This window comes from Pseudomonas sp. NPDC088414 (genome assembly GCF_044753325.1).
In the GTDB taxonomy this organism is placed as follows: domain Bacteria; phylum Pseudomonadota; class Gammaproteobacteria; order Pseudomonadales; family Pseudomonadaceae; genus Aquipseudomonas.
The window spans coordinates 1-18,501 of record NZ_JBIVMY010000041.1 but is presented as its reverse complement, the minus strand read 5'-3'; the positions used below and the strand labels follow the sequence as shown (position 1 = coordinate 18,501).

General features: G+C 60.5%; 24 protein-coding genes. All 24 read left to right on the top strand.

Annotated features, from left to right (window positions below):
* Positions 1-30 precede the first annotated feature (30 nt).
* Positions 31-378, top strand: coding sequence for a phage tail tube protein (locus ACIP8I_RS24510; RefSeq protein ID WP_007964335.1), 348 nt, complete (start codon positions 31-33; stop codon positions 376-378).
* Positions 375-671: a phage tail assembly protein gene (locus ACIP8I_RS24505; RefSeq protein WP_003222226.1), complete on the top strand. Its 297-nt coding sequence runs from the start codon at positions 375-377 to the stop codon at positions 669-671. Before ACIP8I_RS24510 ends, ACIP8I_RS24505 begins: the two co-directional genes overlap by 4 nt.
* A gap of 130 nt (positions 672-801) precedes the next feature.
* Positions 802-2,700: a phage tail protein gene (locus tag ACIP8I_RS24500; protein ID WP_400764474.1), complete on the top strand. Its 1,899-nt coding sequence runs from the start codon at positions 802-804 to the stop codon at positions 2,698-2,700.
* Positions 2,687-3,922: a DNA circularization protein gene (locus tag ACIP8I_RS24495; protein WP_400764473.1), complete on the top strand. Its 1,236-nt coding sequence runs from the start codon at positions 2,687-2,689 to the stop codon at positions 3,920-3,922. Before ACIP8I_RS24500 ends, ACIP8I_RS24495 begins: the two co-directional genes overlap by 14 nt.
* A 3-nt stretch (positions 3,923-3,925) precedes the next feature.
* Positions 3,926-4,969 carry a phage baseplate assembly protein gene (locus tag ACIP8I_RS24490; RefSeq protein WP_400764471.1) on the top strand — a complete coding sequence of 348 codons (1,044 nt, stop codon included), beginning with the start codon at positions 3,926-3,928 and terminating at the stop codon, positions 4,967-4,969.
* Positions 4,970-5,128: 159 nt separating this feature from the next.
* Positions 5,129-5,638, top strand: a complete 510-nt coding sequence (locus ACIP8I_RS24485; RefSeq protein WP_007964341.1) for a phage baseplate assembly protein V — start codon at positions 5,129-5,131, stop codon at positions 5,636-5,638.
* A complete protein-coding gene (locus tag ACIP8I_RS24480) occupies positions 5,638-6,036 on the top strand; it encodes a phage GP46 family protein (protein ID WP_007964342.1) in 399 nt (132 codons plus the stop codon). The genes ACIP8I_RS24485 and ACIP8I_RS24480 overlap by 1 nt, the downstream gene beginning before the upstream one ends.
* Complete coding sequence (locus ACIP8I_RS24475; protein ID WP_367083404.1) at positions 6,026-7,072, top strand: baseplate J/gp47 family protein; 1,047 nt, start codon at positions 6,026-6,028, stop codon at positions 7,070-7,072. Before ACIP8I_RS24480 ends, ACIP8I_RS24475 begins: the two co-directional genes overlap by 11 nt.
* A complete protein-coding gene (locus ACIP8I_RS24470) occupies positions 7,060-7,659 on the top strand; it encodes a YmfQ family protein (protein ID WP_007964344.1) in 600 nt (199 codons plus the stop codon). Before ACIP8I_RS24475 ends, ACIP8I_RS24470 begins: the two co-directional genes overlap by 13 nt.
* A 14-nt stretch (positions 7,660-7,673) precedes the next feature.
* A complete protein-coding gene (locus ACIP8I_RS24465; protein WP_400764468.1) occupies positions 7,674-8,552 on the top strand; it encodes a gp53-like domain-containing protein in 879 nt (292 codons plus the stop codon).
* 17 nt (positions 8,553-8,569) lie between these two features.
* Positions 8,570-8,989 carry a tail fiber assembly protein gene (locus tag ACIP8I_RS24460; protein WP_400764467.1) on the top strand — a complete coding sequence of 140 codons (420 nt, stop codon included), beginning with the start codon at positions 8,570-8,572 and terminating at the stop codon, positions 8,987-8,989.
* A 71-nt stretch (positions 8,990-9,060) separates the two neighbouring features.
* On the top strand, positions 9,061-10,212 hold the full coding sequence (locus ACIP8I_RS24455) for a phage tail protein (RefSeq protein ID WP_400764466.1): 1,152 nt from the start codon (positions 9,061-9,063) through the stop codon (positions 10,210-10,212).
* On the top strand, positions 10,209-10,724 hold the full coding sequence (locus ACIP8I_RS24450) for a phage tail protein (RefSeq protein ID WP_400764465.1): 516 nt from the start codon (positions 10,209-10,211) through the stop codon (positions 10,722-10,724). Before ACIP8I_RS24455 ends, ACIP8I_RS24450 begins: the two co-directional genes overlap by 4 nt.
* A 136-nt stretch (positions 10,725-10,860) precedes the next feature.
* Positions 10,861-11,958, top strand: coding sequence for a phage tail protein (locus ACIP8I_RS24445; protein WP_400764464.1), 1,098 nt, complete (start codon positions 10,861-10,863; stop codon positions 11,956-11,958).
* 7 nt (positions 11,959-11,965) lie between these two features.
* Positions 11,966-12,532, top strand: coding sequence for a tail fiber assembly protein (locus tag ACIP8I_RS24440; RefSeq protein ID WP_400764462.1), 567 nt, complete (start codon positions 11,966-11,968; stop codon positions 12,530-12,532).
* Between the two features lie 22 nt (positions 12,533-12,554).
* Positions 12,555-13,481 carry a hypothetical protein gene (locus ACIP8I_RS24435; RefSeq protein WP_367083416.1) on the top strand — a complete coding sequence of 309 codons (927 nt, stop codon included), beginning with the start codon at positions 12,555-12,557 and terminating at the stop codon, positions 13,479-13,481.
* Entirely contained in the window at positions 13,481-13,954 is a 474-nt protein-coding gene (locus ACIP8I_RS24430) for a phage tail assembly chaperone (protein ID WP_400764460.1), read from the top strand. The genes ACIP8I_RS24435 and ACIP8I_RS24430 overlap by 1 nt, the downstream gene beginning before the upstream one ends.
* Positions 13,954-14,841 carry a phage tail protein gene (locus ACIP8I_RS24425; RefSeq protein WP_400764459.1) on the top strand — a complete coding sequence of 296 codons (888 nt, stop codon included), beginning with the start codon at positions 13,954-13,956 and terminating at the stop codon, positions 14,839-14,841. The genes ACIP8I_RS24430 and ACIP8I_RS24425 overlap by 1 nt, the downstream gene beginning before the upstream one ends.
* Positions 14,842-15,288, top strand: a complete 447-nt coding sequence (locus tag ACIP8I_RS24420) for a phage tail assembly chaperone (RefSeq protein ID WP_400764458.1) — start codon at positions 14,842-14,844, stop codon at positions 15,286-15,288. It begins immediately after the preceding gene.
* 19 nt (positions 15,289-15,307) lie between these two features.
* Positions 15,308-16,468 (top strand): hypothetical protein, encoded by a 1,161-nt coding sequence (locus ACIP8I_RS24415; protein ID WP_400764456.1) that lies wholly within the window; start codon positions 15,308-15,310, stop codon positions 16,466-16,468.
* On the top strand, positions 16,468-16,722 hold the full coding sequence (locus ACIP8I_RS24410; protein ID WP_400764455.1) for a hypothetical protein: 255 nt from the start codon (positions 16,468-16,470) through the stop codon (positions 16,720-16,722). Before ACIP8I_RS24415 ends, ACIP8I_RS24410 begins: the two co-directional genes overlap by 1 nt.
* Before the next feature lie 33 nt (positions 16,723-16,755).
* On the top strand, positions 16,756-17,322 hold the full coding sequence (locus ACIP8I_RS24405; RefSeq protein WP_047601223.1) for a glycoside hydrolase family 19 protein: 567 nt from the start codon (positions 16,756-16,758) through the stop codon (positions 17,320-17,322).
* Positions 17,301-17,819 carry a lysis system i-spanin subunit Rz gene (locus ACIP8I_RS24400; RefSeq protein WP_400764453.1) on the top strand — a complete coding sequence of 173 codons (519 nt, stop codon included), beginning with the start codon at positions 17,301-17,303 and terminating at the stop codon, positions 17,817-17,819. Before ACIP8I_RS24405 ends, ACIP8I_RS24400 begins: the two co-directional genes overlap by 22 nt.
* Positions 17,820-17,887: 68 nt before the next feature.
* Positions 17,888-18,388 carry a CinA family protein gene (locus ACIP8I_RS24395; protein ID WP_367083428.1) on the top strand — a complete coding sequence of 167 codons (501 nt, stop codon included), beginning with the start codon at positions 17,888-17,890 and terminating at the stop codon, positions 18,386-18,388.
* Positions 18,389-18,501 lie beyond the last annotated feature (113 nt).

Genomic DNA, 18,501 nt, shown 5'->3' with positions numbered 1-18,501 from the left:
TGGGCTTTTTTATTTGAAGGGAGTAACACCATGGGTCAAGTGATTGCAGGCACCTGCTACGTCAAAGTCGACGGTGCACAACTGACTATCAACGGCGGCTGCGAAGCCCCGCTGATGGCCGTCAAACGCGAAACCGTCGTACCGGGTTTCTACAAGGAAACCGATGTCGCGCCGTCGTTCAAAGTGACCGCGCTGCACACCGCCGACTTCCCGCTGAAGAAGCTGATCGAAGGCACCGACATCACCGTCACCTGCGAATTCAGCAACGGCAAAGTCTACGTGCTGGCCGGTGCCTATCTGGTCGAAGAGCCTGTTTCCAAGGGCGACGACGCCACCATCGAACTGAAATTCGAAGGCATCAAGGGGACCTGGCAATGAGCGGCGCCGTGAAGCTTCAGGTTGCGATCGAAGCTCACGGCGAGCCCCTGACCGAACTCGTCCTGCGCCGTCCGACGGTGCAGGAAGTGCGAGCGATCAAGGCGCTGCCGTACAAGATCGACAAGAGCGAAGAAGTCAGCCTCGACATGGACGTGGCGGCCAAATACATCGCCGTGTGCGCCGGTATTCCACCGTCGTCGGTCAACCAGCTCGATCTGGCTGACCTCAACGCGCTGAGCTGGGCCGTTGCGAGTTTTTTCATGAGTGCGGCGTCGGAGCCATCACCGACCTGATCGCAGTCGCCTATGACCTGGCCTGGTTCTGGAAGGTTGACCCCGAACAGATGATGGCCAGGCCACTGGATGTGCTCCGCGAATCGCTGGAGCACGCGCAACGGATCAATGCGATGCAGCAGGTGCAGTGATGGCAGACGAAGAAAAGAAAGTGCAAACACCGGTGCTGATCACGGGCATCGATGAACTGTCGCCCAAACTCGGCGCCCTGCGAGTAAAGGTCGAGAGCTTCAAGAAAAATCTCGAACAGACGGGCCTCGGCAAACTGGACATCAGCGGTCTGTTCAAGGGCGGCAGCGTGATCACGCCGTTCGTGGACGGGATCAAATCGGCGGCGGCGTTTCAGGGCAAATTGACGGAAGTCAGCGAGACGGCGAAAACCGTGGATCTGCCCGCCGCGCCGAAAGCCGCTGCGCAGAACATGAACGTGTTCAGTGCGTCGATGGAAAAGGTTTCCGCCGCTGTCGACGCGGCGCTGGTGCCGGCAGTCGGTGCGTTGGTCGTCGGGCTTGAGCCAATGCTGACTCAGTTCGGCAGCCTGCTTGCCGACAACCCGAAACTGGTGGAAGGCCTGGCTGCGGGGGCCATTGCCTTCTCGGCGATGCAAACCGCGGTCACCGGCGCCACGCAAGTGTTCGATGTCATGAGCATGGTGCTCAAGACCAATCCGATCATGCTCATCGCCATGGGCATCGCGGTGGCGGCCGGTTTGATCTATGCCAACTGGACGCCGATCAGCGCGTTCTTCAAAGGCATGTGGGAGGGCGTGAAAAACATTGGTGCGAGTGCGATGGCGACGTTGCGCTCGGTCCTTGACTGGCGACCACTCGATGCACTGGCGGCGCTGTGGTCACCGGTCGCGGGATTTTTCTCGGGCATCTGGGAAGAGGTCAAAGCCGTCACTGCGCCGGTCATCGACTTCTTCAAATCGGTGTTCTCGTGGACGCCCGCCGGCATGATCCTGGAAAACTGGGCACCGCTGACGGGGCTGTTTTCGGCGATCTGGGAACTGCTCAAGGCCTTGAGTGTGCCGGTGATGGCATTTCTCCGAAACCTGTTCGACTTCTCGCCGATGCAGATGATCAACAGTGCGTGGGGGGGCGTTGTCAGTTTCTTCGAGCCGATGTTCGATGGCCTGCGAAAAGTCGCGCAGCCGGCTAAAGAGTTCCTGGTGTCGTTTTTCGATTTCTCGCCGATGCAGATGATCACCAGCGCCTGGGGCGGTGTTGTTGCGTACTTCCAGCCGCTGTGGACGACGCTGCAATCGGCTGTGCAAAGCACCCGGGATACATTGCGGGCATTGTTCGATTATTTCCCGATGGAAATGATCACCAGCGCCTGGGGTGGTGTCGTCGGGTACTTCGAACCGATCTGGACGGCACTGCAAACATCAGTGCAGCGGGTCAAAGGCTTTTTCACCAGCCTGTTCGAGTGGTCGCCGCTGGAGCAGATTGCGCAGTACTGGCAGCCGGTCGGGGAAGTCTTTTCGGCGCTGTGGGATGTTGTGCTGGCGGCGTCTGCACCGGTCGTGGACTTTCTGCACACCCTGTTCGAATGGAAACCTCTGGACCAGATCATCGAGAGCTGGGGGCCGATTGTCGGGTGGTTCGGCGAGTTGTGGCAAAAGCTGCAAACCGTCATCGCGCCGATCAAGGAGCTGTTCGACGGAGGTTTCGCCGGGTTGATCGCCAAGGTCACCGGCAAGGTCGAAACGCTGACCCAGGCGCAGCGCCAGACCAATGCCGAAGGCAAGGGTGAGCTGGCGCCGGCGTTCTTTGGCGCGAGTCCCGCGCCTGCTGGAAACGGGGCGTTGCAGGGCGGATCGCTGCCACAAACCTCCAGTGCCCTGATCCAGCAAAGTGCTGCCAACAACCGCACGCAACTGGAAGGCGGCCTGACCGTGCGCTTCGAAAATGCACCGCCGGGGCTGCGTACCGATCAACCACAAACCAATCAACCGGGGCTGGCGCTGTCGTCACGCATCGGTTATCGCTCGCTGTCGGCAGGAGGTTCCAATGAACTGGCGTGACCGTTTGTTGCCGGCATCGTTTCGCGGTGTCGGGTTCTGGATCGATCAGGCGAAAACCCCGGTCGGTCGCAAAGGTCAGTTGCACGAATACCCGCAACGTGACCTGCCGTATTTCGAGGATCTCGGCCAGCAGGCCAAGACCCACGACATCACGGCGTTCATCATCGGCGCCGATTGCCTGGAGCAGCGCGACAAGCTGCTCAAGGCCCTGGAGGCGGGCAGTGGTGAACTGGTGCATCCATGGCTCGGACGCTTGCAGGTCAAGGTCGGCGAATGCGACATGACCCACACCCGCCAGGACGGCGGGCTGGTGACGTTCAGTCTGAAGTTTTACCCGGACCGGCCGTTGCCGTTTCCGACCGCCACGGTCAGTACGCAAAAAGTTCTGTTGGCCAAGGCTGACACTCTGTTGGGTTCTGCGGTGGCGCGCTTCGAGCAGGCGATGACGTTGATCAAGGCTGCGCGGATCGGCATTGCCAATCTGCGCAACAGCCTGACCGGGGTCTATGAGGTGATCAAGGAGCAGCTCAAACCGCTGATCGAGCAGTACAAGCAGATCACTGAACTGGTCAAGGCCGTCAAGGAGTTGCCCAAGGAAGTGGCAGCGGAGTTCAAGGGCTTGCTCGGCGATATCAAGGAACTCAAGGCATTCGCGAAGGAGGGCTACCGTGGCGTGATTGCCGACGTGTCCCAACAACTCGAAGCCATTCGCAAGGCCGATGCGCCGAAGATCACCACCGGCAAGGACACCAACGCGGCGGCGCAAGCCATGGCCGATCTGGTGCAGGACACCATGCTGGTGAAAGTGGCGCAGTGGGTCGCGTCGATGCCGGTGGCGACTCCGGCGGTGAAGCTGTCGTCGACACCTTCGGTGGCGCATCAGGCGGATCAACCGGTGACCCGTCAGGAAGTGCCGGTGACCGAAGAAATGAAAGCGCTGCAGCAGGCGGTCGGGGTGGCAATCGACCCGATGCTGGACAAGGCTGATCCCAAACATCACCAGGCAATCAACGATGTGAAGGAAGCGCTGATTGCGCATCTCAAGGCAGTGGCGTCATCCGGTGTGCGCCAGGTCACCAGATCGTTTCAGGAAAGCCTGCCGGCGCTGGTGGTGGCCTACAAGCAATTTGCCGACGCCACACGGGTGACTCAAGTGACGCAGAGCAACGCGATGAACCATCCGGGCTTTTCTCCCAACGACGTAAAAGTGTCCAGGGAGTGAGCCATGAGCGAGATGGATAACCATGTCACGCTGACCGTCAACAACATGGAATACGGCGGCTGGAAAAGCGTGGAAATCACCGCCGATCTGGAGCGCCAGTTCCGCACCTTCAAACTTGACATCACCTGGCAGTGGCCGGGGCAGACGGTGGATCAACGGATCAAACCGGGTGACCCGTGCGAAGTGAAAATCGGCCAGGATCTGGTGCTCACCGGCTACGTGTTCAAGGCGCCGATCAGTTACGACGGACGCCAGATCAGCCTGAGCATCGAGGGTAGCTCCAAGACTCAGGATCTGGTCGATTGCGCAGCCACCAACCGGCCGAACCAATGGCAGGAGCAACCGCTGCTGAGCATCGTCCAGGCTCTGGCGGCGGAATACTCGCTGTACGTGGTCAACGAAATTCCGGAGACCGCGCGGCTCGCCAAACACACCATCGTGCCGGGCGAAACGGTGTTCCAGTCGATCGATCGTCTGCTCTCGCTGTTCCGGGTGTTTTCCACTGATGACGAGCAAGGCCGTCTGGTTCTGGCCAAGCCCGGTAGTGGTGGTCGGGCCAGTGACGCGCTGGAGTTGGGCAAGAACATTCTGTCGGCGAACGCGCCGATGGATCAAAGCCAGGTGTTTTCTGAATACCGAGTGATCGGTCAGCAGAAAGGCTCGGACAAGAAGAGCGGGGCGGCCGTCAGCGAGGTTCAATCCAGCGCGGCTGATCTGAGCTTCAAGCGCCGCCGCACCACGATCATCAACGAGGGCACCGCACTGACGTTCGAGTTGGCCCAGCAACGCGCCCAATGGGAAAGCGCCACCCGCATGGGCCGGGCGCAGACCACGACCTATCAGGTGCAGGGCTGGCGTCAGTCCAATGGCGATCTGTGGCGCCACAACACGCTGGTGAAGGTCACGGATCCGGTGCTCGGCTTTGACGGCGACATGCTGATCTCCAAAGTGACGTATTCGCTCTCGGCGCAGGGCTCGGTGACCACGCTGCAAGTGGCGCCACCGCATACCTTCGATCCTGATCCCACACCCCCGAAAAAAAACTGAGCCTGACACCCAACCCGACTGGCACCACCTGTTCCTGTGGGAGCGGGCTTGCCCGCGATAGCGGTGGTTACCGCAAACACTTCTTTGCCTGACACGCCGCCATCGCGGGCAAGCCCGCTCCCACAGGTTTTGTGTTGGCAAAGTATCGAGGATCAATTCATGAGCCTACTGACACGCCTGCTGGCGCGCGGCACTGTCGTGCTCGCCAACTCGGCATCCAAGCTGCAATCGCTGCAAATGCGCCTCACCGCTGGCGAAGTGAACGACGACCTGGAGCACTTCGAACCCTACGGTTTCACCAGCAACCCGCTGGCCGGCGCCGAAGGCATCGTCACTTTTCTCGGCGGTGACCGTTCCCACGCCATCGCTCTGGTGGTCGCCGACCGCCGCTATCGCTTGCAGTCGCTGGCCTCTGGCGAGGTGGCGATCTACACCGACGAGGGCGACAAGATTCACTTCAAGCGCGGGCGAATCATCGACATCGAAACCGCCACGTTGAACATCCGCGCCAGCAGCGCGGTGAACTTCGACACGCCGGTGATCAACCAGACCGGCAAGATCGTATCCACCGGCGACCAACTCGCCGGCGGCATCAGCCAGATCAAACACGTGCACGTCGGCGTGCAGGCCGGCAGCGGCCAGACCGGTGCGCCGGCAGGAGGCAAATAATGCTTGTCAGCCAGAATCTCCATGCCGCACTGACCCGCGCCGTGCTCATCAGCCTGTTCACCTGGCGCCGCGCCGCCGATGACGATGCCCTCGACGACGAGGAGCGCTTCGGCTGGTGGGGCGACAGCTTTCCCACCGTCGCCGACGACCGCATCGGTTCGCGGCTGTGGCTATTGCGTCGGGTCAAGCTGACCCGGCAGACCCAGATGGACGCCGAGTTCTATGCCCGCGAAGCCTTGCAATGGCTGATCGACGACGGCCACTGCAGCGCCATCGACATCATCAGCGAACGCCTCGACGCCCAGCGCCTGAACCTGCGCACGGTCCTGACCCTGGCCGACGGCGAACGTCTGGACATCAACCCCGATAACAGTTGGCAGGTGATCTATGCCGTTTGAAACCCCTTCGCTGCCGGTGCTGATCAAGCGCACCCAAAGCGACCTGGCCGGCGATTCGCTGCGCCAGTCCGATGCGCAAGTGCTGGCCCGCACCCTCGGTGGCGCCGCATATGGCCTGTACGGTTATCTCGACTGGATTGCCGAGCAGATCCTGCCGGACAAGGCCGACGAGTCGACCCTTGAGCGCATCGCCGCCCTGCGCCTGAACCAGCCGCGCAAACCGGCGCAAGTCGCCACCGGCAGCGTCAGTTTTACCGCCACTGCCGGCGCGGTGCTCGACGTCGACACGCTGCTGCAAGCAAGCGATGGCCGCACTTACAAAGTCACCGCCGCACGCACCACCGTCAATGGCAGCAATACCACCACCATCGCCGCGCTCGACGCTGGCAGCCTGGGCAATGCCGACGCCGGTCTGGCGCTGAACCCGGTGCAGCCGATCGCAGGCGTCGTCGGCAACAGTTTTGTGGTGCTCGCGCCCGGCCTCAGTGGCGGTGTGGCGCGGGAAAGTCTGGAGTCGTTGCGCTCGCGGGTGATCCGTTCCTATCGTGTGATACCCCACGGCGGTTCCGCCAGCGACTACGAGACCTGGGCGCTGGAAGTGCCGGGCGTGACGCGGGCCTGGTGCCGCGGTGGCTTCCTTGGTCCGGGCACGGTGACCGTGTTCATCATGCGTGACGAAGACCCGCAACCGGTGCCCAACGACGAACAACTGGCGGAGGTTCAGGAGTACATCGAACCGCTGCGCCCGGTGACCGCGGAAGTACACGTGCAGCGGCCGATTCAGGTGCCGGTGGTGTATCGCTTCAAGAGCGTCAATCCGGACACCAGCGCTGTGCGTGCCGCCGTCGAAGCGCAACTGCGCGACTTGCACAACCGCGAGGCCGATCTCGGTGTGCCGCTGCTGATCAGCCATATCCGCGAAGCCATCAGCAGCGCCGGCGGTGAGTACGATCACACGCTGACCGCGCCGGCCGCTGACGTGCCTGCCGGGCAAAGCGAACTGCTGACCTTCGGAGGCTGCGTATGGGGGGCATAAGAACCGCCGCGCAATATCAGGCGCAACTGCGCGCGTTGCTGCCCAGCGGCCCGGCGTGGGACCCGGAACGCGTCCCGGAACTCGAGGAAGTGCTGCAAGGCGTGGCCGTCGAACTGGCTCGACTCGACGCCCGCGCCGCCGACCTGCTCAACGAGATGGACCCGGCCGGTGTAAGCGAACTGGTGCCGGACTGGGAGCGGGTGATGGAGCTGCCCGACCCGTGCCTGGGCGCCACTCCGCTGTTCGACGACCGCCGCCTCGCCGTACGCCGCCGCTTGCTCGCGGTCGGCAGTCAGGCTGTCGGTTACTACCTCGACATCGCCAAAAGCCAGGGCTACCCCAACGCCAGCATCACCGAACACGAAGCCCCACGCATGGGCCGCTCGCGTTTCGGCGCAGCGCACTGGGGCACCTGGGAAGCGCAGTTCATGTGGACGCTCAACACCGGTGGCCGCCTGCTACTTGGTCGGCGCTATGGCGCGAGCTACTGGGGCGAGCGCTTTGGCGTGAATCCGGGCTCGGCGCTGGAGTGCCTGATCCACCGCAGTGCGCCGGCGCATACCAAGGTGCACATCAATTATGACTAGGGAGGAATGACGGGATGGATTATCCGAAAAGCATGCCCGGTGTCGGTCTGGTCAACAGCCGTTTTGTCGATGAAAACCCGATCACCGGAACCCCCGGATCATTGATTCCCGCGGAGTGGGGCAACGCCCTGACCGAGGAGGTTTTGACGGTTATCAAAGCTGCCGGGATCGAACCGACCGAGGGGCTCAACACGCAATTGCTGGAGGCGTTGCGCGGCAAGAAACTGTATGAAACGCCACCGCAGTTCGATGTCAGTCAGAAGGTTGCGACGACAGAATTTGTTCAGTGCGCGCTGGGCAGTCTGGCAGGGCAGACCAACTATGTAGGGGATGTCACGCTGACGGCTGCTGATGTGGGCAAGCTTTCAGTCTTCACTGGCCCCTGTACGGTGACTCTGCCTGATTGGTCCAGTGTTTCTCCTGGTGGACTGGTCAGGATTCTGAGCAGCACCGGTAGTTTGACGGTAAAGGCTCGTAGTGGTGAAAGTCTGAGCACCATCAATGGGGTACCCACTACCTCCTTGTCATTTGCAGGGGGGTGTTTCGTAACCTTCAGGCGACTGCTATTGGGTGGGGGGTGGGGGCTGGACTCCGGCGATGGCGCGCTCAAATATTCGCCGATGTTCACTGCTTCACTGGGTACAAGCGGGGGCTACCAACGTCTTCCCAGCGGCCTGATTTTGCAATGGGGCCTTGCCACCGGTGGTGCATTGAGTGAAACCATCACCTACCCGATTGCCTTTCCGAACTCGGTGCTTTTTCTGTCCGGCAGCGATATCTCACCGGGATTCGCGGATATACGTTTTTCTTTTTACAGACTCTCGCTGAGCCAGTTCCAGCGCTTCTCCAATATCGATCCTGGTGGCTGGAACTGGTTCGCCATGGGCTTTTGAAATCGGAGGTGAACACCATGAAATACATTGATTTCGATGCCCAGGGCGAACTTCTTGGGCGATACGACTCGGCTATCCACCTGCAGATTCCTGTCAGCGCGGTGGAAATCTCCGAAGAACTGTTCCTGCGCACGATTGAAGAGCGTGACGGCATCTGGCGATACACCGACGGCAAGGTCGCCAAACATTCTTTGCCGAACGCCTCGCAAGTGGTTGATGGCGAGCGAAGAGCTGCCGCTCTGGCGCGTCGTGATGAGTTGTTGGCCGAAGCCGATCAGCAAACCGTCGGCATGGCGGACGCCTACATCGCGGGCCTGCTCGATGCAGACGATATGCAGCGATTCAAGGCATTCGCGACCTACAAACTGGCGCTGAACAAGATCGACAAGCAGCCGGGCTATCCGCAAAACGTGGCCTGGCCTGTGCTGCCCGCCTGAGGCCTGTTCCGGTCGGAAGCCTGAAAACCTGTCTAAAAAATCCATCACTCTGAATAACGGGAGGTCCGTCCGTGGACTATCCAAAAAGTGTGCCTAGCGCCGGTCTGGTGAACGGCAAGTTTATTGATGAAAACCCGCTGACCGGGACGCCGGGGTCGCTGATTCCGGCGGACTGGGGCAACGGGGTTACGCAGGAAATTCTCAATGTGATCAAGGCCGGGGATCTGACCCCGGACGAGAAGAAATACGATCAGTTGTTGCAGGCGATTCAGAGCGTTTCGGCCAAGGGCTGGAATCTGGATTCGGCGTTACCGATCGGGTCTTTGCCGACCGCTACCGTTGCTACGGCAGACGGGCGACTGCCGATCACACCAGCAGCAGTTGCCACCAGTGGCGGGCGAGTCTCGATTCCGGCCGGCGTGCTGATCAGCCTCGGTCAGGAAGTGGTGGCCGGGCAGTTGGCTCGTTCGCGTACGTTCACCACCCAGGTGTGGAGCAGTCCCGATTTGCTGCCAAGTACCGGCTACTTCCTCCGGGCGCAGGTGGTTGCGGGCGCGCTGACCTTTTACATGCAGCGCGGCACGATCTACGACGCTACACCTGACGGTTTGAAAGGGACGGTCAATGGTGCGGCAGGCGGTGGTTTCCAGTCGACGCCGCTGGACATCTGCCTGGCCTGGGTTGTTACGGCGGGACCTGGGTCGATACCCATTGTCAGGGCGATCTACAACCGTAACCGGTTGTCGTGGACGCAGACCGTCAATGGCAATGGCGTGGTTTATCTGCCACTTGATCCGCATGCCCGAGCGGCACGGCTGGTGGTGGGTAACCCCACGCCGCATCCCACCGGGATAACCAGCGTGAACTTCGCGCCGACGGGTTGGCTGGGGGGCAACTACTGCTTCCTCAACCCGACAGTAGGCACCTCCAGCAACTGGGATGGCTGGACAACGGCAGGTGGCGCCGTGCTGATTTTTTCCAGCAACGTGGTCAGCGACACAACGGTTTCAACCTTGACCGCCAGCTTTGACCACAACGAATTGCGCTCGCTATGGCAGTCGTACCAGGCCGAACATACGTTGGGTGCAGCTAATGCTGCCAGTGACGAATTATTGTTCAGTATGGGACTCAAGAGTGTTGGCCCGGCCGATTACGCCAATGGCATCGCGGTTAATTTTTCTGCAGCGGTAAACGTGAATTTTTCCTGGGAGCTGATCCGATGATCATCATTCAAGAACTGCATCAGTTCGAGGAGGGCCTGCGCCCGGCCCAGCCATCCATTGCCCATGATTGGGATGGAGAAAAATGGCAGCTGAATGCGTCCAGAGTTGCCGAACTGGAACTTCAGGAAGCCGAACAGTTGTGCTCCAAGGTCGACGCGGCCGCCGATAGTGCTCGCACCGTTTTGGCCGGCGACCCGCTCAAAGCCATGGAGTACGCCCAGGCTGCTGCCGACGCTCAGGCTTATCAAGACGCCGGTTATCCGAAAAAAGAGGTGCCGCTGTCGGTTGCTGCGTGGGTAGTCAAAGGTCGTACTGCCAAACAGGCAGCCGAGCAAATCCTTAGCAAGGCCGACCAACTTACCGATCATCTGCTGACCCTGCGCACCTTGCGCCTGAAGGCCAAAAACCAGATCCGCGCGCATGCGGCCAAAGGCAATCCCGATCTGGCGCGCAGTGCTGGCGATGAAGCGCTGGTGGCGATTCGCGAACTGGTCAGCAGCCAGACTCTCTAGCAGCAACGCCTTCGTTCTGCATCACCCAAGCCCACTTCGATGTGGGCTTTTTATTTTCAGAAAACAGACCGCTGCAGGCTCGCACTCGCGATCGCTGCGACGCGGTTCATTTGTATTTCAGAGGAACGAAAAACCTATGGATTATCCAAAAAGCGTCCCCAGCGTCGGCCTGGTCGATGGCCGCTTTGTCGATGAAAACCCGGTGGCAGGCACGCCGGGTTCGTTGATTCCGGCGGTGTGGGGCAACAGCGTGACTCAGGAGATCCTGAGTGTGATTAACGGTGGCGGGCTGGTGGCTTCTGAAGCCGATACCGGTCAGTTGTACAGGGCGATTCAGTCGATCATCGGCAGAGCGAGCCCGATGCGTTCGGTGGTCACTCGTCTGGCGACATCCAGATCGCTGACTGAAGCTGAGTTGGGACTCGTTTTGATCGACGGCAGCTCCGCGCCGATGACGGTGACATTGCCATCGGCCGACGCGGCCTTGGGTATTCGCGACGTCATTGTCCGGCGGATGGACAACAGCGGCAATCGACTCGTTGTGCAGACCTCCGACGCTGACAAGGTTCGTTTTCACACACACCTCTCGCCTGGCGGTTACCCCTTTCTGGTGCTGATGGGCAACGGGGACTGGTGGCATCTGCGCAGTGACGGGGCGGGGAGTTGGTGGCCGATCGGTCGCTTTGATAACAGCGCTTTGGGGCGGCCTTTTTTTGAAACCACTCTGTCGCTCAATCCAGGTGGCTATGGTTTTCCCAACGGTGATCTGTTCAAGCGCGCCGAATGGCCTTGGTTGTGGGATTTTGCTCAGGCGTCCGGCGCATTGACGACCGAAGCGGCCAGAACTGGCCGGGAAGGCGGATGGACCAGTGGCGATGGTGCCTCGAATTTCCGGATTCCCGAGATTCGCGGCGAGTTTCTGCGAGTGCTCAGTGAAACCAGAAACGTTGATCCCGGTCGCGTGTCCGGCAGCCTGCAAATGCATGCGTTGCAGAGTCACAACCATTATCTGCCGACGGGAACAGGGGCTTCTTTCAAACCGGCCCCGGCGATTCCAGACGGTGTCTGGGATGTCGGCACCAATGTCAACTTTTCACCGACGACAACGACCGTGGCAACAACGTACCCCAACCCTGCATTCGACTCGGACACTTACATCGGCAACATCGGCAATTTTTCGGCTGAAACCCGTCCGCGAAATATTGCCTATCCCGCGCGTATCAAACTGATCTGAGGTGCACATGTTCAATTATCTGATAGACGATAGCGGTGCATTAACCGGCCCTGTCGAGTTTCCACTAGTGCCGGGGATCGGTCTGCAACTGCCGAGTAACGCCGTGACGCTGAGCATCGAACTTTCCCCGGCCCCAAGCGGTTTTGCCTGGGCTTATGTCAATGGTTCTCTGCAACAGCAAGCGGACTATCGCGGCGATGTTTACCGCACTGACACCGGCATGAGGCATACCTGGACGGCATTGGGCGAGTTGCCGGAAGGCTTCACCACGTTGCCATGGCCGGGCGGCTTCCATGCCTGGGTGGACAATGCGTGGCAAGTCGATGACGTCGCGCAGTTGGCGGATTGCAAACGCGTCGTTCTTGCTCAAAGAGATGTGTTGCTGCGCGACGCCGTCCTGCGCATCGCGCCGCTGCAATACGCTGAAGACATCGGTGATGCCGATCATGACGAACAGTTGCTGCTGATCGAATGGAAGCTCTATAGCGTCGAGCTGAACCGCATCGAAAAGCAGGCCGGTTTCCCCGACGAAATTACCTGGCCGGTCGCTCCCGGCGCAGTCGTAGCCAACTGATTTCAGCAAAGGGAGCAGTGCAATGGATTATCCAAAAAGTATTCCCGGCGTTGGCCTGGTCAACGGCGGCTTCGTCGATGAAAACCCGATCGCCGGCTCGCCGGGATCATTGATTCCGGCCGCGTGGGGCAACAGCGTCACCCAGGAAATTCTCAACGCGATCAAGGCTGCCGGGCTGACGCCTGATGAAGCCAGAACCGACCAGTTGGCAACGGCCATCGGCGCGTTGGTCGACTTCAGCAAACTGAAAAACACCCCGACCACGCTGGCCGGTTACGGCATCACCGATGCGGTGGGGCGGTTGTTGGCGGTGCGGCAGATCGAGACGGTCGGGATCACGGTTTACAAGCCCAATCCCAGGGCCAAACGGATTCGCGTGCGGTTGGTTGGCGCCGGTGGCTCGGGAGGCGGTTGTGCACCGGTTACAGCGGGTTATCACAGTATCGGAGGTGGCGGTGGTGGTGGCGCCTACGTCGAGAGCTTATATGACGTGACAGCAGAAATGATGGCCGGCGTTCCTGTGTCACTGGGGGCCGGGGGCGCTTCACGTAATTCGATGGGGCAGGCCGGCGGAGGCGCTTCTTTTGGCAGTTACATGAGCGCATCTGGTGGCATGGGCGGGCAAATACTGACCTTTCCTGTGACAGCCACGGCAGTTGGCTTCGTTCAGGGGGGCGCTGGAGGACAAGCCGTGACGGGCGGCAATCTCGCTAATGCACGTGGAATAGGCGGTGGCTATGCCATGTACAACGCCAATTGGGGCGTATTGGCTGGTGGCGGTGGCGCGAGTCCGTTTGATGGCGGTGGCCCGTTGATGGGCCTTAGTGGCGCTGGCACTTCAGGAAATAGAGGGTCGGGTGGCAGTGGTTCATGTTCGACCAGTGCCTCCGCGTCAGTCCTCAGCGGCGTCGGCGGCAACGCCTTCTGTGAAATCTGGGAGTACGAATAATGGCCCGTTATGCACGAATGGAAAACGGTGTCGCGGTCGAACTGATCGACACCGGCGACTACGCGATCACCCAACTGTTTGCCCCCGCTTTCGTCGAGTCGATGGTGCAAGTGCCAGAGGGCATGCAGATGGAAATCGGCGCGCCCGTCGGCGAACTGCGCCAGGAGATTGCGCCGTCGTCGGTGACGATCAGTCCGGTCATTACCCCTGAAACAGTCCCCGATGAGCAAGAGCCTCTGGTGGCAGCGCGGCTCTGGCGCCAGTCCAGTCTGTCGGCCACCGAATGGTGGGTGACGCGGCATCGTGACGAGCAGGAGCTGGGGCGCGGGACGACGCTCAAGGCGGCGCAGTATCTGGAGTTGCTGGAGTACCGCCAGGCGCTGCGCGACTGGCCTGATTCAAGTCAATTTCCCTCGACAGTTTCCCGGCCTTTGGCCCCGACTTGGCTCACTTGCAGAGCAGGAGAAAAATAATGGATTACCCAAATGGTGTTCCCAGCGCCGGGCTGGTGGACGGCAAGTTTGTCGATGAGGACCCGCTAAACGGCTCGCCGGGTTCATTGATTCCGGCAAGTTGGGGCAACGGCGTTACCCAAGAGATTCTCGGCGTAGTGCGGGCCGGTGGGCTGACGCCGAGTGAGGCGTCGAATACTCAATTGCTCGGCGCCCTGCGCAGCAATCAATTGTTCCAGACGGCTGCGCCATTCGATGTCAGTCGTTCGGCGGCAACGTCCGAGTTCGTTCAGCGCGCTCTGGGTAACTATGCCGGAGCGCGTGGAGTGTCTGCCGCGACGCAACTGACGGCGGCGGATGCGGGATGGGCGATCGGTCTGGGAGGAAACTCGGCGTACACCGTGACGCTACCGGATATCACTACGGTTCCCAACGGTGCAGCGATCACCTTTCACTGCCGCAGTAATGCCGCGATTACCATCGCCTGCACGAGCGGTAGTCAAATAAGCCCGCAGGGCGCCTATCTGACGTCGATTGTGATGAACAGCGGCGAGAGCGCCAACGTTGTCAGGGAGAACGGCATCTGGGTGGTTCACGGGACCGCCAGTCTGAAATATGCCGCGCTGTTTTCCGGACTGGTGAATAACCCCGGATATCAGAAACACGCCAGTGGAAATATCGATCAGTGGGGCTCGGGACTGTCGAATGCCGCCGGCATCGTCAACGTGACATTCCCGGTTCCATTCCCGAGGGGCTATTTCTCTCTTGTGGCCACCCATGCGGGAGGCGATGTAGCAATGGTCGCATTGATTGCCGTCAGCCAAGTGGGTTGCACGCTGAAAATTCGCGATGCGTCCGGCGCTCTGGCCGGCAATTGCACCGTAAATTATTTTGTAAAGGGCTATTGAATGAACACCTTCAATGTTTTGTTCAGCGCCCGCACTTTGGGCGCATATGTGCCGGGTATCAATTCGACGGACATTCCCGACGACGTTATCGAAATTCCCCAGGGCTACTGGATCTCGCTGCTGCAGCAAATGGCTGTCACCCCGAAAGTGATCGGTGTGCGAGCGGATAACGGCTATCCGATCCTGGTCGATCCACCGCCTCCTTCACCCGATGAAGCGGCTGATATCGAGCGCTCATGGCGTACGGCGCAACTGTCTGCCACCGACGGTCTGGTAGCACGTGACCGCGATGAACTCGAGGACGGTGGCGGCACTACATTGACCACCGAGCAATACGCCGAACTGCAAACCTATCGCCGTGAGTTGCGAGACTGGCCGCAAGGTTCGTTTTTTCCCTTCAACGAGCACCGGCCGGTAGCGCCGAGGTGGCTGGCTACTGCGCTGTAACTCATCAGGGAAATTGAAAATGGATTATCCAAAAAGCGTTCCCAGCGTCGGGCTGGTGAACGGCAAGTTCGTCAATGAAGACGCCGTCGCCGGCCTGCCCGGATCGCTGATCCCGGCAACCTGGGGCAACAGCGTCACCGATGAACTGTTGAATGTCGTCAAATCTGCGGGTCTTGAACCCAGCGAAACCGATGCCACGCAACTGTTGCAGGCGCTGAAAAAAATCAGTCAGGCCGGTGAAGACAAGCATGCTGCAGACATCGGGGCGGCCAATCTGTACATGGCCAATTACGTGCCCGCCATCGCTACATTGAAGGACGGTCTGGCGTTGCGCTTTACCGCTGGCAATGCCAATACCGGGGCGAGTACGTTTGCGCCGAACGGGTTGCTGCCCAAGCCGCTGGTGAGTCTGGCGCTGAGTGCGTTGCGACCTGCCGAGATTGTCGCCGGCAGTGTGTGTTCGGTGGTGTACAGCGCGGCGCTGGACAGTTGGGTACTGGTGTATGCCAGCGGTGGCGGTGCGGCGAGTGGACGGTTATTGGGAGTGAAGACGTTTACCTCGTCCGGTACATATGTGCCGACGGTGGGGATGAAGAATGTGTTGGTGAAAATTGTCGGCGGAGGGGGCGGGAGTGCAGGGATTGCCGCGACGAATGCCAGTCAGATCACCGTCTCGGGAGGTGGCGCTTCAGGCAGTTATGCTGAAGCCTGGATCCCTTCCTCAAGTGTCGGCGCTAGCCAGATCGTGACAGTGGGCGCAGCAGGTGCTGGCGGCGCAATCGGTGCTAGTGCAGGGCCCGGTGGAACGAGTTCAATCGGATCCTTGGTCTCCGCACCAGGTGGTGGCGGCGCACCAAACGTCGGTGTGATTGGACTTGCTGATTTTGGCTTGTTTGTCGGTGGTTTCCCCAGCACTGCGGCCACTGGCGCAAATATTGTCAGCAGCGCAGGGGCTGCGGGCAGTCCCGGAATCAACGTCAACGGTTCGATTCTTGCCGGGCATGGAGCGCTTTCACCCTTGGGCGCGGGCGGATTTGGCAGCAGCGTTGCGGCAGCTGTGGCTGCACCCGGCTCGGGTTATGGTTCCGGCGCGGGCGGCATCGCCAATGCCATGAATCAACCGGGCAGACCCGGCGGTGCCGGAGCCCGTGGCGTTGTGATCATCTACGAGTACGCCTGATGAAAACCTACGCACGCATCGTCAACAACACCGTAGTCGAACTGTTCTCGACTGACGGCAACATGGCCGAGATGTTCCACCCGGATCTAATCTGGGTCGATATCACCGACATTACTCCGCTACCGCAAATTGACTGGAGCGCCAACTTCGGCACTCTCGGCTGGGTGTTCACGGCCCCCGAAGTCGCGGCACCGAACAACACCCTGACAACTCTGGCAAAAAAATGGCTGGGGGGCGTTGTCCGTCAACCATGATTCAATCGGAGCATCCAGGGAGGATTACGCATCATGCAAATAACTGAAGACAACCTTAAAACCATCATGCCCAACGCCCGCAGCCAAGCGGGCGTTTTTGTTTCTGCACTGAATAACGCAATGACTCGCCGCCACATCGACACGCCAAAACGCATCGCTGCGTTCCTCGCGCAAATCGGCCACGAGTCGGGGCAGTTGCAGTACGTGCGCGAACTGGGCAACAACCAGTACCTGAGCAAGTACGACACCGGCACGCTGGCGCTGCGTCTGGGCAATACGCCCGAGGCCGACGGCGACGGGCAGAAGTACCGCGGTCGCGGGCTGATCCAGATTACCGGGCGCAGCAACTATCGTCAGTGCAGCCTTGGCCTGTTCGGCGATGAGCGTCTGCTGTCCTTGCCGGAGTTGCTCGAGCAGCCGCAATGGGCGGCCGAATCCGCTGCGTGGTTCTGGGAACAGAACGGCCTGAACGATCTGGCTGATCGCGACCAGTTCAACAGCATCACCCGCCGAATCAACGGTGGGTTGAATGGCTTGCAGGATCGGCTGGATATCTGGGCGCGGGCGAGGGCGGTGTTATGTCCATCTCCTGGCGCTTGACCGGCATTTTGTTGCTGGCTGCGGCAGCCGCCACGCTGGCCTGGCAGTTTCAGGACTGGCGCTACGGGCGGCAACTGGCCGAGCAGGCCCGGCTGCACGCCGACACCCTCAATCAACTGACTTCGGCCGCCGCCACCGCGCAGCAGGCCGAGCAGGACAAACGTCTGGCGCTGGAGCAACGGCTCGCGACCAGTGAACAGACCCACTATCGAGCACTCAGTGATGCCCAACGTGATCAGGATCGCCTGCGCGATCGTCTTGCCACTGCTGATCTGCGCCTGTCAGTCCTCATCGACGCCGGCGATGCTGCCCAAGGCTGCGGGGTGCCAGCCACCGCCGGCGCCGGCGGCGTGGATCATGCAGCCGTACGCGCCCGACTTGACCCGGCGCATGCTCAACGAGTTATCGCCATCACCGACACCGGCGACCGCGGACTGATTGCCCTGCAGGCCTGTCAGGCCTATGTCAGAGCGCTGGCGCCCGAACATTTTGAATGAGTCTGTGTATTGAAAGCGCAACCGGGTCGTGTACGGTGGTAGTCATTCCACCCGATCCGGAGCGCACCGTGAAAGAGATCACTCAACTGGCTGCCGAACTTGGCCGACGTTTGCAGTTGCTCAACGCCCACGTCACCACGGCCGAGTCGTGTACCGGTGGCGGAATTGCGGAAGCGATCACGCGGATTCCCGGGAGCTCAGCGTGGTTCGAGGCCGGTTACGTGACCTACTCCAACCGGCAGAAGACTAAGCAACTGAATGTGCCCGCCGAATTGTTCGGCACGGTGGGTGCGGTCAGTCGCGAAGTCGTCGAGTCGATGGTGCGGGGCGCGCAGAAGCACAGCCTGGCGCGGTTTGCCGTGGCAGTCAGTGGCGTGGCCGGGCCCGACGGCGGTACACCGAACAAACCGGTGGGCACCGTATGGCTGGCCTGGGGAGTGGGCGATGCGGTTTCCAGCGAGGTTCAGCACTTCCCCGGCAACCGCGACGAGGTGCGCCGACAAACGGTGAAGGCCGCGCTAGAGGGGCTGTTGCGACTAGCGGCACGAGAAATCGAAAATCAGGGGTAGGCGATCCGCGAACGCTGTGGAATAATACTGGCTACTTATACAGGTGTTGGCCGTCAGGCCTTATTGATTACGTGAGGACTTTAATGGACGACAACAAGTAGAAAGCCTTGGCT

What these genes read in the sequence shown, in the direction of transcription:
- ACIP8I_RS24510 (WP_007964335.1), top strand. Translation starts at nt 31, where the DNA reads ATGGGTCAAGTGATTGCAGGCACCTGCTACGTCAAAGTCGACGGTGCA.
- ACIP8I_RS24505 (WP_003222226.1), top strand. Translation starts at nt 375, where the DNA reads ATGAGCGGCGCCGTGAAGCTTCAGGTTGCGATCGAAGCTCACGGCGAG.
- ACIP8I_RS24500 (WP_400764474.1), top strand. Translation starts at nt 802, where the DNA reads ATGGCAGACGAAGAAAAGAAAGTGCAAACACCGGTGCTGATCACGGGC.
- ACIP8I_RS24495 (WP_400764473.1), top strand. Translation starts at nt 2,687, where the DNA reads ATGAACTGGCGTGACCGTTTGTTGCCGGCATCGTTTCGCGGTGTCGGG.
- ACIP8I_RS24490 (WP_400764471.1), top strand. Translation starts at nt 3,926, where the DNA reads ATGAGCGAGATGGATAACCATGTCACGCTGACCGTCAACAACATGGAA.
- ACIP8I_RS24485 (WP_007964341.1), top strand. Translation starts at nt 5,129, where the DNA reads ATGAGCCTACTGACACGCCTGCTGGCGCGCGGCACTGTCGTGCTCGCC.
- ACIP8I_RS24480 (WP_007964342.1), top strand. Translation starts at nt 5,638, where the DNA reads ATGCTTGTCAGCCAGAATCTCCATGCCGCACTGACCCGCGCCGTGCTC.
- ACIP8I_RS24475 (WP_367083404.1), top strand. Translation starts at nt 6,026, where the DNA reads ATGCCGTTTGAAACCCCTTCGCTGCCGGTGCTGATCAAGCGCACCCAA.
- ACIP8I_RS24470 (WP_007964344.1), top strand. Translation starts at nt 7,060, where the DNA reads ATGGGGGGCATAAGAACCGCCGCGCAATATCAGGCGCAACTGCGCGCG.
- ACIP8I_RS24465 (WP_400764468.1), top strand. Translation starts at nt 7,674, where the DNA reads ATGGATTATCCGAAAAGCATGCCCGGTGTCGGTCTGGTCAACAGCCGT.
- ACIP8I_RS24460 (WP_400764467.1), top strand. Translation starts at nt 8,570, where the DNA reads ATGAAATACATTGATTTCGATGCCCAGGGCGAACTTCTTGGGCGATAC.
- ACIP8I_RS24450 (WP_400764465.1), top strand. Translation starts at nt 10,209, where the DNA reads ATGATCATCATTCAAGAACTGCATCAGTTCGAGGAGGGCCTGCGCCCG.
- ACIP8I_RS24445 (WP_400764464.1), top strand. Translation starts at nt 10,861, where the DNA reads ATGGATTATCCAAAAAGCGTCCCCAGCGTCGGCCTGGTCGATGGCCGC.
- ACIP8I_RS24440 (WP_400764462.1), top strand. Translation starts at nt 11,966, where the DNA reads ATGTTCAATTATCTGATAGACGATAGCGGTGCATTAACCGGCCCTGTC.
- ACIP8I_RS24435 (WP_367083416.1), top strand. Translation starts at nt 12,555, where the DNA reads ATGGATTATCCAAAAAGTATTCCCGGCGTTGGCCTGGTCAACGGCGGC.
- ACIP8I_RS24430 (WP_400764460.1), top strand. Translation starts at nt 13,481, where the DNA reads ATGGCCCGTTATGCACGAATGGAAAACGGTGTCGCGGTCGAACTGATC.
- ACIP8I_RS24425 (WP_400764459.1), top strand. Translation starts at nt 13,954, where the DNA reads ATGGATTACCCAAATGGTGTTCCCAGCGCCGGGCTGGTGGACGGCAAG.
- ACIP8I_RS24420 (WP_400764458.1), top strand. Translation starts at nt 14,842, where the DNA reads ATGAACACCTTCAATGTTTTGTTCAGCGCCCGCACTTTGGGCGCATAT.
- ACIP8I_RS24415 (WP_400764456.1), top strand. Translation starts at nt 15,308, where the DNA reads ATGGATTATCCAAAAAGCGTTCCCAGCGTCGGGCTGGTGAACGGCAAG.
- ACIP8I_RS24410 (WP_400764455.1), top strand. Translation starts at nt 16,468, where the DNA reads ATGAAAACCTACGCACGCATCGTCAACAACACCGTAGTCGAACTGTTC.
- ACIP8I_RS24405 (WP_047601223.1), top strand. Translation starts at nt 16,756, where the DNA reads ATGCAAATAACTGAAGACAACCTTAAAACCATCATGCCCAACGCCCGC.
- ACIP8I_RS24400 (WP_400764453.1), top strand. Translation starts at nt 17,301, where the DNA reads ATGTCCATCTCCTGGCGCTTGACCGGCATTTTGTTGCTGGCTGCGGCA.